This window comes from Mucilaginibacter sp. OK283 (assembly GCF_900110415.1).
Lineage (GTDB): Bacteria > Bacteroidota > Bacteroidia > Sphingobacteriales > Sphingobacteriaceae > Mucilaginibacter.
In genome coordinates this window covers 216,715-232,501 of record NZ_FODR01000013.1, presented here as the reverse complement: position 1 = coordinate 232,501, position 15,787 = coordinate 216,715, and the positions used below count along the sequence as shown (strand labels likewise).

Annotated in this window: 13 protein-coding genes; 10 read left to right on the top strand and 3 right to left on the bottom strand. The window is 43.7% G+C overall.

The annotated features are described in order from the left end of the window. The first annotated feature begins 156 nt into the window (after positions 1-156). From gldG to BMX56_RS25040, 7 genes are all read left to right on the top strand, one after another. The gene (gldG, locus tag BMX56_RS25070; RefSeq protein ID WP_090652440.1) at positions 157-2,562 is read left to right on the top strand and encodes a gliding motility-associated ABC transporter substrate-binding protein GldG; all 2,406 of its coding nucleotides are present in this window, start codon (positions 157-159) and stop codon (positions 2,560-2,562) included. Positions 2,563-2,595: 33 nt separating this feature from the next. Continuing rightward, entirely contained in the window at positions 2,596-3,720 is a 1,125-nt protein-coding gene (gene dnaN, locus BMX56_RS25065; protein WP_090652439.1) for a DNA polymerase III subunit beta, read from the top strand. Positions 3,721-4,234: 514 nt separating this feature from the next. Next, positions 4,235-4,957 (top strand): DUF4397 domain-containing protein, encoded by a 723-nt coding sequence (locus BMX56_RS25060; protein ID WP_090652438.1) that lies wholly within the window; start codon positions 4,235-4,237, stop codon positions 4,955-4,957. Positions 4,958-4,961: 4 nt separating this feature from the next. After that, a complete protein-coding gene (locus BMX56_RS25055; RefSeq protein ID WP_090652437.1) occupies positions 4,962-5,705 on the top strand; it encodes a DUF4397 domain-containing protein in 744 nt (247 codons plus the stop codon). 416 nt (positions 5,706-6,121) lie between these two features. Beyond that, entirely contained in the window at positions 6,122-7,987 is a 1,866-nt protein-coding gene (locus BMX56_RS25050) for a CocE/NonD family hydrolase (protein WP_090652436.1), read from the top strand. 28 nt (positions 7,988-8,015) lie between these two features. After that, positions 8,016-8,474, top strand: a complete 459-nt coding sequence (locus BMX56_RS25045; RefSeq protein ID WP_177183911.1) for a DUF2314 domain-containing protein — start codon at positions 8,016-8,018, stop codon at positions 8,472-8,474. A gap of 48 nt (positions 8,475-8,522) precedes the next feature. Further along, positions 8,523-8,939 carry a hypothetical protein gene (locus tag BMX56_RS25040; RefSeq protein ID WP_143065526.1) on the top strand — a complete coding sequence of 139 codons (417 nt, stop codon included), beginning with the start codon at positions 8,523-8,525 and terminating at the stop codon, positions 8,937-8,939. 42 nt (positions 8,940-8,981) lie between these two features. Here the strand turns inward: BMX56_RS25040 and BMX56_RS25035 are convergent, their stop codons facing one another. Further along, positions 8,982-10,292 carry a polysaccharide deacetylase family protein gene (locus tag BMX56_RS25035; protein ID WP_090652433.1) on the bottom strand — a complete coding sequence of 437 codons (1,311 nt, stop codon included), beginning with the start codon at positions 10,290-10,292 and terminating at the stop codon, positions 8,982-8,984. A gap of 170 nt (positions 10,293-10,462) precedes the next feature. Here BMX56_RS25035 and BMX56_RS25030 point away from each other — a divergent pair, with 170 nt between their 5' ends. The 3 genes from BMX56_RS25030 to BMX56_RS25020 all read left to right on the top strand — a co-directional run bounded on the left by BMX56_RS25030 (position 10,463) and on the right by BMX56_RS25020 (position 14,991). Continuing rightward, positions 10,463-12,931 (top strand): TonB-dependent receptor, encoded by a 2,469-nt coding sequence (locus tag BMX56_RS25030; RefSeq protein WP_090652432.1) that lies wholly within the window; start codon positions 10,463-10,465, stop codon positions 12,929-12,931. A gap of 67 nt (positions 12,932-12,998) precedes the next feature. Beyond that, the gene (locus tag BMX56_RS25025) at positions 12,999-14,210 is read left to right on the top strand and encodes a PepSY-associated TM helix domain-containing protein (RefSeq protein ID WP_177183910.1); all 1,212 of its coding nucleotides are present in this window, start codon (positions 12,999-13,001) and stop codon (positions 14,208-14,210) included. A gap of 46 nt (positions 14,211-14,256) precedes the next feature. Further along, positions 14,257-14,991: a copper homeostasis protein CutC gene (locus tag BMX56_RS25020; protein WP_090652430.1), complete on the top strand. Its 735-nt coding sequence runs from the start codon at positions 14,257-14,259 to the stop codon at positions 14,989-14,991. Positions 14,992-15,026: 35 nt separating this feature from the next. Here BMX56_RS25020 and BMX56_RS25015 read toward each other — a convergent pair whose 3' ends face one another. Together BMX56_RS25015 and BMX56_RS25010 are read right to left on the bottom strand one after the other, a co-directional pair. Then, positions 15,027-15,287: a type II toxin-antitoxin system VapC family toxin gene (locus BMX56_RS25015; RefSeq protein WP_218152485.1), complete on the bottom strand. Its 261-nt coding sequence runs from the start codon at positions 15,285-15,287 to the stop codon at positions 15,027-15,029. A gap of 108 nt (positions 15,288-15,395) precedes the next feature. After that, positions 15,396-15,611, bottom strand: coding sequence for a hypothetical protein (locus BMX56_RS25010; RefSeq protein ID WP_090652429.1), 216 nt, complete (start codon positions 15,609-15,611; stop codon positions 15,396-15,398). Between the last annotated feature and the right edge of the window lie 176 nt (positions 15,612-15,787).

Below are 15,787 nucleotides of genomic sequence, written 5' to 3'. Positions count from 1 at the left end.
CAACTCACAACTCACAACTCACAACTCACAACTCACAACTCACAACTCACAACTCACAACTCACAACTCACAACTCACAACTCACAACTCACAACCTCTTTTTGCATTCGTATATTATTGTTGTAATTTCGGCGTTTCAGCATATTATATACAGCAGTGCTTAGCATCCTCAAAAAAGAAATAACATCATACCTCAGTTCGTTGGTGGCTTACGTTACCATTGGCGTTTTTTTACTGGTTTTGGGTTTGTTCCTTTGGGTATTTCCTGATTCCAGCATCCTGGATTACGGTTATGCCGGCCTCGACAGCCTGTTTAGTACCGCGCCCTACCTGTTCATGTTCCTGATACCGGCCATCACCATGCGCTCGCTGGCCGAGGAACGTAAAGAAGGAACATTTGAACTGCTTTTTACCCGCCCGTTAAAAGATTGGGAAATTGTGTTGGGCAAATACTTTGCCTGCCTGTTCATTGTACTGTTTGCACTACTGCCTACGCTGATTTATTATTATTCGGTGAGCATACTGGGTACGCCACAAGGCAATATTGATACCGGCGCAGTTATAGGCTCGTACATCGGGTTGTTCTTGTTGGGGGCAGCGTTCGCCGCTATAGGTTTGTTTGCATCGTCTATCACCAAAAATCAAATTATTGCTTTTACCATTGCAGTTTTCCTGTGTTTCTTTTTTTACAGCGGGTTTGATTCCCTGAGCCAGATGCTATCATTGCAGGATCTTGGCCTGCAAAGCCTGGGTATAACCCAGCACTACCAATCGGTAAGCCGTGGTGTGCTGGATACGCGCGATTTGGTTTACTTTTTATTGGTGGCCAGCGCTTTTATATGGCTTACCTTGTTTATACTGATAAAGCAGCGGCAAAAGCAGCTAAATACCACGGTTATGGTTGGTTTAATATCGGCTTTTATATTAATTGGTATTATAGCGCAGTTTGCCTTTACCCGGTTTGATTTTACTACCGAGAAACGCTTTACCATATCGCCCATCAGCCGGAAAATTATAAACGATTTATCAAAACCGGTAAAAATTACGGTTTACCTGCAGGGCAGTGGTTTGCCTGCCGGGATGAAACGCCTGCAAGGTGCCGCCCGCGATATGATAACCGATTTAAAGGCTTATAGCCATGGCAATATCCAATTTGAATTTGTCGATCTGTTATCAACTATCAAAAAACTGCCCGATGATAAGCAAAAAGAAGCTTATGAGGATTATGAATCTAAAGGGGTGGTAGGCCAAAACATCAGCTTTAAAACTGATGATGGCGTATCGCAAAAGTTAATATTCCCCGAGGCTGTTGTAAAATCGGGCGACAAAGAAGTGGTGGTTAACCTGGTACAAACCCGTATCGGATCGTCAGATGAGGAGCAGATCAATATCTCGGTTCAAAACCTGGAGTATGCCTTTACATCGGCCATAAAAAAAGCGGTAAGCGGCGGCAAACCGCAGATTGGTTTTACCGAAGGCCATCGTGAGCTTACCGATGTGCAGCTGAATGATGCCATGAAATCGCTGTCGGATGGTTTCGAAGTGGGTAGGTTAAACCTGGCTACCATTCCGTTTAAGGCGTTACAAAACATTAAACTATTGGTTATCCCAAAACCCGACCGTAAATTTACCGAACTGGAGAAGTTTAAGCTCGACCAGTACATTATGCGCGGCGGCAAAGTGCTGTGGACGATTGACCAGGTAAGCGCCGAACTGGATAGCCTGCGCGGCCACGGCGGCGAACAAATGTCGTTCCCCAAGCAACTCAACCTGGATGATCAGCTGTTTCGCTACGGAGTGCGCATCAATTATGATTTGATTGCCGATATGAGCTGTTCGCCCATCCCGGTAAGTACCGGCGAGGTTGGCGGCCAGGCGCAAATCCAGATGCTGCCCTGGTTATATTACCCGCTGTTTATGCCCTATTCTAAACACCCCATGGTAAAAAACCTGGATGCGATACACAGCGAATTTGCCAGCACTATTGATCTGCTGGATACCAAAAACGTTAAAAAAACTATCCTGCTGGCATCATCGCCCTACAATAAAAAGATAAGCGCGCCGCATATCCTGTCGTTACAGGCGCTGGAGCAGGAGCCAAACCCTAAAGACTTCCAGGGCACGCCCAAAACGGTTGCCGTATTGCTGGAAGGGAAGTTTGCATCCGACTGGCGCAATCGCCCGCTGCCCGATAGTTTGGGTGAAGCGGTCACCATTATGCCCGAAAGTGTGCCCACCAAAATGGTAGTGATAAGTGATGGAGACATTTTGAAAAATCAGATAGGCAGCGATGGTTCGCCGTATCCGTTAGGTTACGACCATTACACCCAGCAAAGTTACGGCAACAAAAATCTGTTGCTTAACATTGCCGATTACATGACCGACGATTCGGGCCTTATTGCCCTGCGTACCAAAGAGATTAAGATCCGCCTGCTTAACCGTGCCCGCATCCGCAACGAAAAATTGTACTGGCAACTGGTAAATACGGTTGGCCCACTTGCTTTAGTGTTAATATGTGCTATTTTTCAACATTATATCCGCAAGCGGAAGTATGCCCATTAAATTTTATATTTTTGATAGATTAATTAGACCCATATGAGATTTATTGTTTCTACCACAACTTTACTCAAACAACTGCAGGCAGTGAGCGGCGCCCTAAGCAACAGCACTGTTTTGCCTATACTGGAAAACTTTTTGTTCGAGATAAAGGAAGGAAACTTAACCATTTCGGCAACTGACCTGCAAACCAGCATGACCACTTCCTTAACTGTTGAAGCTAAGGAGAATGGCCGTATTGCCATACCATCGCGTATTTTGTTAGAGACCTTAAAGTCGTTACCGGAGCAGCCGGTGGCGTTTTCGGTTGATGACCAAACTTTTGCTATCGAAATAAACGCCGGTGATGGTAAATACAAACTAAGCGGCGAGAATGGTGAAGATTTTCCGAAGATCCCTGTTGTCGAAAATGCATCGTCAGTAAACCTGCCGGCATCTGTTTTGGCCGAGGCTATTAATAAAACCATCTTCGCGGTAAGTAACGATGAACTGCGCCCCGCCATGACGGGTGTTTACTGCCAGTTAAGCACACAGCACCTTACTTTTGTAGCTACCGATGCCCACAAGCTGGTACGTTACCGCCGTAAGGATGCCAAAGCTGCAAGCACTACCGCGTTTATATTGCCTAAAAAAGCTTTAACGCTGCTTAAATCGGCTTTGCCAAACGACGATGTAAACGTATCTGTAGAGTATAACTCAACCAGCGCGTTTTTTAAATTTAACCATATTAACCTTGTTTGTAGGTTAATAGATGAGCGTTACCCTGATTACGAAGCGGTTATCCCACAAAACAATCCTAATAAATTAACTATCGACAGGCTTACCTTCCTGGGCTCGTTAAACCGTGTGGCTATTTACGCCAACAAAACAACCCACCAGGTAAGGCTTAAAATAAACGGTAGTGAACTGAATATATCATCAGAAGATATTGACTTTGCAAACGAGGCCCACGAGCGTTTAACCTGCCAGTATGAAGGTGATGACATGGAAATTGGCTTTAACGCAAGATTTTTAATAGAAATGTTGAAGAATTTAAGTTGCGAAGAAGTATCTTTGGAGATGTCGACTCCAAACCGTGCCGGCTTACTGCTGCCACAGGGAGGTGATGAAAATGAAGATGTGCTGATGCTGGTTATGCCGGTGATGCTCAATAGCTATGCTTAAGTGTAAACTTAAATTATAAATCCAAAAACAGAGTCCGGCTTTAAAAACCGGACTTTTTTGTTCGGCACGGATAACAAATGTTTCGGACGGGAGTTATTAGTGATGGGAATGTAAAAGGGGTAGGTATAGCGGCGGCGACTCACCCCGACGAGGCTCCGCCCGTCTGCCCCTCCTCCGACTTCGTCGCATAGAGGGGCAAAAAAAAAGGAAATTGGGATTTACCCTCTTTGCGGCTTTAGCCGGAGAGAGGGTCGGCTAGCGTAGCGTAGCCGGGGTGAGTTGTAGCCAGCGTTCAAACGAATATGTGTGTAAACTACAACACGTCATGATTCGATACGAGGCATCTGTGAACTTTTGTCATACATGACTGATAGATCCCTCGTACCTCAGGATGACAGGAAAACGGATATGTCATGGTACACTGGCTCTCCCGGATTGGAAAAAAAGGCCGCATGCACATGAAAAGAATAATTATAAAACTTAAGACTTACTACTTAAGACTTTTGACGTAACTATGAATACCAGGATAAAGGTTTTGTTTTTTATTGCGGCAGCAGGCGCCTTCTGGGCATCCTGTAAAAAGAGCAACGATGCTCCTGCCAGTACATCAACGGTTACGGCTTTTGTTGACGTGGTAAATGTATCAAGCGCCAACGTTAATTTTTATATAAACGGTACGCGTTTTAACAATACATCAACTTTTTATCCGGGCGGTTCGCTCGGTTATCTTACTGTGCCCGCCGGTACTAAAAATTACTCATTTAAGGTTGATGGCGCTTCCACGCCGTTTTATAACAAACCTTTCCAGGCCGATTCGGCATCAGACCACACCATATACATAGCCGGCCAAAACAGCGATGATGTATTTAGTACCCTTGATACCCTGGTACTTGATACTGACAGCGCAAAGAAAGCCACATACGCCAGGGTAAGATTTGTAAATGCCTCGGCCAGCGCAGGCAATATGAGTTTTATATTAAGAGGAACTACCGGAACGGTGCCGATAGATACCCCCTGGAAGACAAATATCGCTTTTAAAACGTCGACTGAGTTTACCCGTATTAAACAGGGTGTTCATTACATTGGTATATATCGGGCGGCTTACCCCACTTTACCTAAAGTTGATACAGTAACTTTGACCGCAGGTAAAATTTATACCTTTTATGGGTATGGAACGGCTTTGCCGGCCGGAAACGCTGGTATTCTTGTAGGTTTATTTAATAGTGGCAGTGAATAATAAGATGAATAATAAACATAAAAACGGCTTAATACTATCACTATTTACCGGCGCACCATTGGTGCTGCTGCTTTGCTTTATTGCATCGTGCGGTAAATCAACAAACATAACAGGTACAAATACGCAGTTGCAGGTCATTAATTTAAGCCCGGATGTACAGCCTTTAAATTTATATCAAAACTCGGTTAGGCAAAGCGCAACTGCATATACCTATCCAACCAGCTCGGGTTATTTTACATTGTCTACAATTACGCCGCCATTGCAATTCCGTACAGCCAGCGCAGCGGCAGTAAATATCCCTTTTGAAATTGATACCGTTTTAAGGAGCAACGCTAAATACACCATTTTTTTAACCGGATACCTGGCCGATGGTAGTATAAAAAATTCCATATTATCGCTGGATACCGCTACTTTGCCGCCAATAGGCCGGGCCAAGGTAAGGTTTGCAAATACCTCCCCGTCATCGCCAGGTTTAGATTTAAGGGCCAATGATACGCTGGTAACCAGTACGGCAGGTGTTAAATTTAACACGCTGACACCTTACGTAAACCTGCCAACGGGCAATTATAACTTTACTATAAACGTACACACCACCCCCACAAAAACGGAATACACACTGAGCAATGTTAGTCTGCTGGATGGGCGGGCATACACTATTTATACCCAGGGAATAGTAGGCCGTGCAGACTCAGTTGCCTTTGGCGCGGCGGTGTTAACCAATAACTTGTTGATTAAAACATCCCAGTAGGATAAGGTTACTATTGCGATTGGCTGCCAACTAAGCCCGCAAACGGTAATAAAAGCGGGTATACTATAACCAACGCCGGAAATAGTAGGGGCGTGTTGGTTTTAGAACCAGCCATGTGTTACAAAGCTGAGAAAAATGGAAGACAGACAGGAGCGGGAAATTCGGGATCCAGGCTGGCCATGATATGATCAGGTATCTTAGCTAATCAGCTTATAGTTCCAATAGCCAATTCTAACTTGTTAATTTCAGAAATAGCAAACTTTTTTAGGGTAGTACCGAACGATTATAAATTGACTATCAATTTATAGTCGTTTCATCTTGTTAGCGAATAATCATCAGGTAACGTTTTCGATAGGCAAGCCAATTAGGTTGCCATTTTTGTTTTATTGGCTATTTTTAAGCTTTATTAAGTTGATATGAAAAAATCTCTCCTCATAGCTTTAAGCTTTGTGTTTTTAACTTTTTGTGCTTATGCTCAGCCAAAAGGCCCCGATGCTGATTATATAAAAGCAAATTACACCAAGTACGAATACAATGTGCCCATGCGCGATGGTAAAAAGCTGTTTACATCGGTATACGTACCAAAAGATCAAACCAAAAAGTATCCTATTATGATGGATAGGACGCCCTATAGCGTAGCTCCTTATGGTGTTGATGCCTACAGGGGTAGCCTTGGGCCTTCATCGTTATTTGTGCGCGATGGCTATATTTTTGTTTACCAGGACGCTCGTGGCCGTTGGATGAGCGAAGGCATTTTTGAAGAGATGACTCCCGAAAAGGAAGTGCACAAAACCAAAAATGATGTAGATGAAGGTACCGACACCTATGACACCATTGACTGGCTGCTGAAAAACATTAAAAACAACAATGGCAAAGTAGGAGTTTGGGGCATTTCGTACCCCGGGTTTTATACAACGGCTGCATTGTTAAGCCGTCATCCGGCATTGGTGGCTGCATCGCCGCAGGCGCCAATGGCCGATTTGTACCGCGATGATGCTTTTCATAATGGCGCGTTTATGCTTACTGCCAATTTTGGCTTCTACCCGTTTTTTACCAACCGCCAGGATGATAAACCTACACAACGCCGCGGAACCGGTTTTAATGCCGGTACTAATGATGGTTATGCCTTTTTTATGAGAATGGGATCGGTAAGAAACTCAAACACTAAATACTACAAAGACACCATCCGGTTATGGAACGAAATGCTTGACCATCCCAACTATGATCAGCATTGGAAAGATCGTAATGTACTTTACCACTTGCACGATATTAAAACCGCGGTACTGGTTACCGGCGGATGGTATGATGCCGAAGACCTTTACGGCGCTATCAATACCTATAAAACACTGGTTAAAGAAAATCCTAAAACCCCGGTTTACTTTACCATGGGCCCCTGGGTGCATGGTGGCTGGGCCCGTGGCGACGGCGACCATTTAGGCGATATTGGCTTTGGCGGCCCTACAGGTCCGTTTTACCGGGAGAAAATTGAGTTTGCTTTTTTTAGCCATTATTTAAAAGGTACCGACCTTAACCTGGAACCTGTTTCGACGTTTGAAACGGGTGTTAACCAATGGAAAACTTATAAAACCTGGCCGCCAAAAGAAGCAGTTGATAAAAGCCTGTACCTGCTGCCCGGCGGCAAACTTTCATTTGATGCACCTGCGGCAGGTGATAGTTTTGACGAGTTTGTGTCTGATCCCAACAAACCGGTGCCATTTATCAGTACGATTGAAAACGACATGAAACGCGAGTATATGACCGCCGACCAGCGTTTTGCATCGCAACGCCCGGATGTGTTAACTTACGAAACCGATGTGCTTGACAAAGATGTAACCCTTGCAGGCAACATATGGGCCAACCTTAAAGTATCAACCAGCGGTACAGATGCCGATTGGATAGTTAAAGTAATTGACGTATACCCCGATTCGACCAAAAACGACAAGTTTACCGGCAAGGATGTTTACCTGGGCGGCTATCAACAAATGGTACGCAGCGAGGCCATGCGCGGTAAATTCCGCAATGGTTTTGATAAGCCCGAGCCTTTTGTACCCGGCAAAGTAACCCCTGTTAATTTTGAGTTACAGGATGTATTGCACACCTTTAAAAAAGGCCACCGCCTGATGGTGCAGGTACAAAGCAGTTGGTTTCCGCTTATTGACAGGAATACCCAGCAATTCCAGGATATTATGAAAGCTAAGGATACAGATTTTAAAAAGGCAACCCACAAGGTTTATACATCTAAAGATGAGCCAAGCTTTTTGAAAGTCAGGGTGATAGAATAAAGAAAGAAACAATATCAACAGTATGCTTATGAGGAAAATGCTATTTCTCTTATTGGTTCTTATCAGTGCCCAATCTTTCGGCCAAACTAAAGTTGAGAAAGATGTAAAGTATCAATCTGTTAGGTTAAAAAAAGATGATGCTGAATTTCTAAAATTAAAAGATACGGCCCAAAAACATATGCCTGAGTTTTTAGATATGCTAAAAGAACATGGTGCAGACTATAACAACTACCGTTTTATAGTAAAGTCTGACTTTGTAGAAGACACAAACCACGAACATATGTGGTCGCAGATTGTAGGGTACAGTAACGGCGTTTTTAGAGCCGTATTTATCGATTCGCCTTTCAATCTCAAAAAAATAAAAAACGGCGATAAAATTGCCATCAAAAAGACAAACGTTGAAGATTGGGCAGTGTTTAGAAATAATGAGAGGATAGCAGGCGATTTTTCGGAAAAATATCTGAATAGCAAGAGCAGGGATAATTAACTGTAGCATTGTGATCTTATACTCCGTAGTGATATAAAAACCAATATCATGATCAGGAGAATATTACTATTACTACTTGTGGCTTCCTTTACAGCGTGTAACAAAAATCGCCAGCAACCCGCCTGTGCTATTACCACTTGCACCCAGGAATTTGTTAGCGTTGGCGTTCGCTTTGTTGATAAAAACGGCGACGGGGTAACTGTAGAAGACTTTATAGCCAAAAATTTACGTTCCGACTCAGTTATCGTGGCTCCAGGCGTTATTGACCCGGGATTTTCGCCGGCATTTAAAACCATTGCTAACGATAATATTATAGATAAGTTTTCTACCGGTGGCGATAATGTACAAATTACTGCAACAAATCCGTCAAGTCATCAAACTAAAACAGCCATAGTTAAAATCGCAGGAGGATGTGCATGCCACATCAGCAAGGTTTCGGGGCCCGATACAATAGTTTTCGATTAAGGATATTGGATAGCGGATAAATCTCCGATTGCTTTACCGGGTTTATAATTTTGTTATAATCGCAGGCGTACTGGCTTTAACCTGGTAAAGCACATAATCGCCCTTTTTATCTCGAATCAACCTAACATCAACAGTCTTGCCGCCTTGCGTTACCTTAGCACTTTTCCACCCGGCAGGTAAATAGGTTTTAAGCGTTAGCGGCATATTGTAAAACCGCTTATCAAGCGGGTGGCTTACTTTAATTACCAGCTTGCCATTTTGCATGCCTGTGGTAAGGTTTGCATTTTGGCGTTCGCGTATGTATTTGGTAACATCGCCAAAGGTGGCAATCCAAAGTTTGTCTTCGTGGTTTTTGATGTAGGTAAAATACTCATCCAGCTCAGTGGCCGGCAGAGCCTCCCAACCAATGCCCTGCACACCATGGTGGGTAAGTACAAGCCATGTATCGTGCCTGTTCATGGTGGTATCAACCCAGGCCTTCATCATAGGCAGCGGTGTTTTGGTGGTGGCGCCGCGCTGGTACTGTACATAAGGTTTATCGGTATTGCCGGGCGTCTCTTTACTCCCCCTGCTAATCTCTTTCAGCCACGGTTCGGGCATGCGGTTGCGCAGTGCGGGGTAAACCCTGCTTAGGTACGCTACTGCCCGCTCGTTTTCGGTTCCAAAAGGCCCTTCGGCGCTAAAAGTGTATCGCAGGCCAAGGTTATGCAAAATATCCAGCCGGCTTTTCTCCATCTCATAAAGTATATTGGGCTCGTCGAGCGCGGCCAGGCGGGGATGGGTAACCATGTGGCTGGCAAACTCGTGTCCTTGTGCAGCGTATTGTTTAATTTGTGCCCAGGTTGTGCCATGCGCATCATTGTATTCGGTGTTGTGCTCAATGCCCGGCTTAAAATCGCCATGGCGAACTTTACTGTATAGCTCATCAATTACCTTATAGGCCGCTTCGGGTTTGTTATCGTCAATTAACGAACCAGCTTTGTAATGATAGTCGAGCGTGCCGATAAGCCCCAGGTGCCCCGCTGCCGATGCACGCTCGTAAAAATTCTCTTTGTTAGTAGGAATTGTTGCGGTTTCGGCAATTATCTGTTTCAAAGGCCTCCCGATAAATTTTGCCTGGTACCCGGAACCGGGTATTTGCCCCGTGATAATAAAAAACGTGCTTTTAATTCCCAGCCTGTTCAAAATAGGTAGCGCCACTTTAAACTGGTTGATGGAGCCATCATCCCAGGTAATGGATACTGCGCCATTGCGGCCGTATTGCCATTTGGTTATCTCGGTTTTGCCCGGCTGTGCCTTCAAACAGTTCATAAACAACAGTATGAACAACAAGGGCGCGAAAAGTTTTTTCATTTGGGGGAGGTTTATATAAGCTAATATATGCAGATGGCGGCTGCCTTTGGTGTTGTAACGAAATAGTTATTCTCCTATCGGTCTTTCTTATTTAAACTAATTCTAAATAAAAGTTGCGAATTAAAATTGAGTTGTTATTTTTGCGCTTAATTAGACTTAATCTAAATAGCATGTCAAATCATATACACAACTACCTGCAAAAATTTACCCTCCTCATTCTATTCGTATTTATAAATATTTTAACCCTTAAGGCCGATGACGATGGCAATAGCGGCAAAATTAACGGCTTTGTAAAAACGACCGATGGTAAACCGGCAGCATACGTTACTGTAGCTATAAAAGGCTTAAACAAAAGTACAACTACCATTGATGATGGTTCGTTTACCTTTGTTAACCTTAAGCCGGGGGTGTATACTTTAGTTACCAGCTTTATGGGTACTAAAGCCGAGCAGCAAACGGTTACCGTTGTTGCCAATCAAACTACCCAGGTAAACTTTACCTTAAGCGAAACTTCGGCGCAGTTGGATGAGGTGCTTATTTCGTCAACAAAAACCATCAACACCAAAAAGCTTACTATTGGTAAAATGAATGTAGCACCTATGGATTTGCCGCAAAGCGTTATGGTTATCAGCAGCAATACGCTTGCGCAGCAGCAATCTATCAGGTTAAGTGATGTAATCAGGAATGTTAATGGCGTTTACCTGTATAGCGCCCGCGGCAATACCCAGGAAACTTTTGGTGCACGTGGCTACAATTTTTCGAGTACCAATATGTTTAAAAACGGTTTCAGGGTAAACTCCGGCGTTGTGCCTGAAGTGAGCTCGCTTGACAGGATTGAGGTATTAAAGGGCAGCGCGGCTTTATTATATGGCAACGTGGCACCCGGCGGTATTTTAAATATGGTAACTAAAAAGCCATTGTTTGAAGCAGGCGGTAAAGTATCTATGACGTATGGCAGCTATGATTTGTACCGCCCCTCGTTTGACGTTTATGGCCCGATAACTTCTAAACTGGCTTACCGTTTAAATGGTACTTACGAAAAAGCAAACAGTTTTCGCGATAATGTAAAATCCGAAAGGGAGTATATTAACCCATCATTCCTGTATAAAATAAGCGACAAAACAACTGTTATTGTAGAGGGCGATTACCTGAACTACGATTTTACGCCTGATTTTGGAACCGGGCAAATAAATAACGTAATAGCCAATGTGCCGCGCAACCGCTACCTGGGTGCTTCATGGTCGACAGGTAATACCAAACAGTCAACCGGCACTGTAACCATTAACCATCAAATTAACAGTTTGTGGCAAATAAGCGGCGGCTTAAATTACCAGCATTTTAACAGGCAATACCAAACTACGGAACGTGTACTGCCCGATGCAACCGGCGATTGGGGCCGTACCCTTAACCGCGCAAAAACGCTGGAAGATTATTACACCGGCCAGTTTAATGTTACCGGCCAGTTTAATACAGGCGCCATAAAACATAATATTTTAGTTGGTATTGATGCCGACAGGTACAACAACACGGCTTATACCTACGTGGCCACCATTAATAAGGTATCAAGCTATTGGGATAATGGCACATCGTTAAAACCAGCGGTTTATGATACTATTAATATTTTTAACGTAAACAAATACAACCTGCGTACAGATAAACCGCAGATGAACCCTTTATACCGTATCCTTACAAAAACAAACCGCTTTGGTGCTTATTTTAATGATTTAATCAGCATATCAGATAAAATTAAGGTGCTTGCAGGTATCCGCTGGTCGTATCAGTATGTAGCGCCGACATCGGTTACCAAGTATTATATTTCAAGCCCTGCTTTAGCTGTACAAGCTGCCGGTAAAGAGGATAAGGCATTTTCGCCCCGCGTTGGTATAGTTTATAAGCCGGTGGCCAATACGGCTTTATTTGCAAGTTATTCTAACTCGTTTATCACCAACACGGGTGTAGATGTTAGTAATAAGCCACTTTCGCCATCATTGGTAGATCAGTATGAGGCCGGTGTTAAAAATGATTTTCTGAATGGTAATTTATCAGTAAATGTAACGGCATACCGTATCATTAATAATAACCTGGCCCAAACAGCGCCATTTTTGGCCGATGGTACTACGGTGAACATTAACACCAATATTAAAGAGCTTGTTGGCCAAACCAAAAGCGATGGTGTTGAACTTGATATTGCGGGACACCCGGTAAAAGAGCTTGATTTAATGGCCGGTTACAGCTACACCAACGCGCGTTATTCAAAAACATCAACATCAGTTGGCAGCAATATAGCCGGCCAGCCTTTAATTAACGTACCTAAGCACACCGCCAATGCCAGCGCATTCTACAACTTTTATAACGGCGATTTGAAAGGCTTTAAAGTAGGGGCATCCGTGTATTACCTGGGCAACCGTACAGCGGGTAACGCCAACACGGTTGGGCAAACGCAAACCATATCAAGGCTGGTTAATGTACCGGGCTTTACTACGGTTGATGCCTCGGTTGGTTACTCCTATAAAAAGGTTTCCATCATAGGTAAAATCTCCAATATAGGCAATGTACTTAATTACAATGTGCACGAAAATTACAGCATTAACCCAATAGCGCCAAGGCAGTTTTTAACTACCGTGAGCTATAGTTTTTAATACACTAACATATATTAATAAACAAACCGGGATATGCCATAGCATACCCGGTTTTGTAATGAAAGCCATGAAAGTATTTTTCCGTACCATACACCTTTATTTGAGCCTTGCGGCTGGCATTGTTATTTTTTGCTCATGCCTCACGGGCACGATGCTGGTTTTTGAAAAGGAAATTGAGCATACCCTGCACCCCAAACTTTATTACGTGCAGGCCGCAGCTACACGGGTACCGCTGGAGCAAATGATTAAGGCAGCCCTTAAGCAGGTTCCCAAAGCAAAGCTGGCCTCGGCAATGGTTTATAATGATGCCACCAGAACGGTTGAGATTGGCTTAATTGTACCCGAGAAGAAAGGTAAAAAAGGTAATGCAGCCCAGGCCGAAAAGAGCAGGCCCGCAATGGCACAGGGCGATAAGGAAAAAAAAGCTAAAGAGGCCGACCGGGCAAACTTAAGCGTGTTTGTAAACCCCTACACTGGCCTGGTAACAGGTGAGTATAGCCGCAGGCAGTCGTTCCTGTACTCGGCCGAGATGTTTCACCGGTTTTTACTGGCAGGTAAGGATAGCCTTGGCGATTGGGTAGTGTCAATCTCGACATTGCTTTTCCTGTTTATATTAATAACCGGGGTAATACTGTGGTGGCCTAAAACCAAAAACGTTATGAAGCAGCGGTTAAAAATAAAATGGGGCGGCAGTACCAAACGGCTGGTGCACGATTTGCACCTGGTCACCGGCTTTTATACTTCGATATTTTTAATTGTGATTGCGTTAACAGGCTTAATCATGACGTTTAAGTTAGCTAATCAGGCATTATTTGCTATAACCGGTTCAAAGTTGGTAAAAGAGCAGCCTAAAGCACCGCAATCAAAATACCAGGCCGGGGCCGAAGCTTTAAAGGTAGATGCCGTATTGCAGGCCGTAACAACACAAACCACATTGGCAGATTATTATACGGTACGGGTGCCTAAAGATTCGCTGGCCGTTTACAGCATAAACATTTTGCCTAAGGGTGCGGTTGAAACCACAGCCGATACGTATTACGTCGACCAGTATAACGGCAGCATTGCAGGCGCGCAATTGTTTGCCGCCAAAAGTTTAGGCCAGCGCGTAAGGGCTTACGTAAAACCGGTGCATACCGGCTCGGTTTACGGCATGCCAACCAAAATAATCAGTTTTATTGTATGCCTTTTATCGCTCATATTCCCGGTAACAGGGGTAATGATGTGGCTTAACCGTACACGTAAAAAAACTAAAACCTATAGGAAGATGGAATTGGTTTAAATTATTTGATAGTTTGTATGTTTACAGCTTAGCAAAATAATAAAATATGCCTGCCAGGATCCTCGAAGTATGCGCCTTTACTATTCAAACCTGTATTATAGCCGAGCGCGCCGGTGCTGCGCGGGTTGAATTATGTGATAACCCTATTGAAGGCGGTACTACACCGAGCTATGGCACCATAAAACAGGTGCGCGATAAAATAGGGATCGATTTGTTCCCCATCATCAGGCCGCGGTCTGGAAATTACTTTTACAACGAGGATGAATACGCCATTATTAAGCACGATATACAAATTTGCCGTGAGTTGGGCTGCAATGGCATTTCGGTAGGCACACAAACCATAGATGCCGAAATTGATACCGAATGGCTGAAACGCATTGTTGAATGGGCTGGCCCAATGAGCGTTACCTGCAACCGTGCGTTCGATGGTACGCCCGATCCTTTAAAATCGTTAGAAGAACTGATAGCCTGCGGATGCCGGCGGGTACTCACCTCCGGCCAAAAAAGCGCGGCGCCCGATGCCGGCCAGTTGTTGGGTGAGCTGGTTAAACAAGCCGCCGGCCGTATTACAATTATGCCCGGTGCCGGTATTAAATCAACCAACCTGCAAAAACTGGTAGCCGAAAGTAACGCAACAGAATACCATTCATCGGCACGCGCTGTAGCGCCAAATCCTTTAACTTATATTAATAAAGAGGTGAGCGATTATGGAAATGTTTATATTGCCGATGAAGATGAAGTAAGGGCGATGGTGGCTGTTTTGAAGGGGGAAAATTATTAATCGTTTCTTTAAATAAGGGGCAAAAAATAAATCGTTTACCGCAATATTTTTAGGCCATCGATGCGCTTGAAATGCTTTTTATTCAAAGTGATGATCGGCATTTCATTAACTATGCAAGTTGCGGCAATAAAAATATCCCGGAATTCAATCATTTGATTACTCTGGCGCAATTGATGATAAATCTGCGCGGCTTTCTGGGCAACAGTGTCTGTAAAGGGTAATACAGAAAGATCCCCTGTTATATTCTTTACATCGTTTTCCTTCTCCTTATTGGTCGCCCCCCATATATAGTCCATAAAGAGATACCGAAGAAATGAAGAGCTCGGTATTGTCAGAAATCTTGTATAAAGTAGTGCCAAGTTTGTCCTTAGCACGTAAATGTTCAATAAATATACCGGTATCTATTACCATTGTTGTGGTTTCAAGCTTTCGAAAGCATTTTTACCTTCTTCTAAAAACTTCAAATCATCATCAGACCATATCGAAATTTTGGCCAGTTTTTCTCTGTAGGCAATGGTATTAGTAGAGGAATCCTGTTGTATAGTGACACCGAGCCCGATAAGGATTTGTTTTACCAGCGAGCTTTTTTTGTCGGGGATATTGATTGTCAGCTTTTCCATTATGAATCAAATTTACAAAATTTTCGATAAAAACTTGCGCGGAAGGTCTGCTAAAATAGCTTTAGCATTTATTGTTGAACCCACTCTATTAAGTGTTGATTCTGATTTTAAATGGCCGCTCAACGCTCTTTTGAAATTTGCCGTATAGCATCAAAAGCCACCAAAAATGTTGAAAA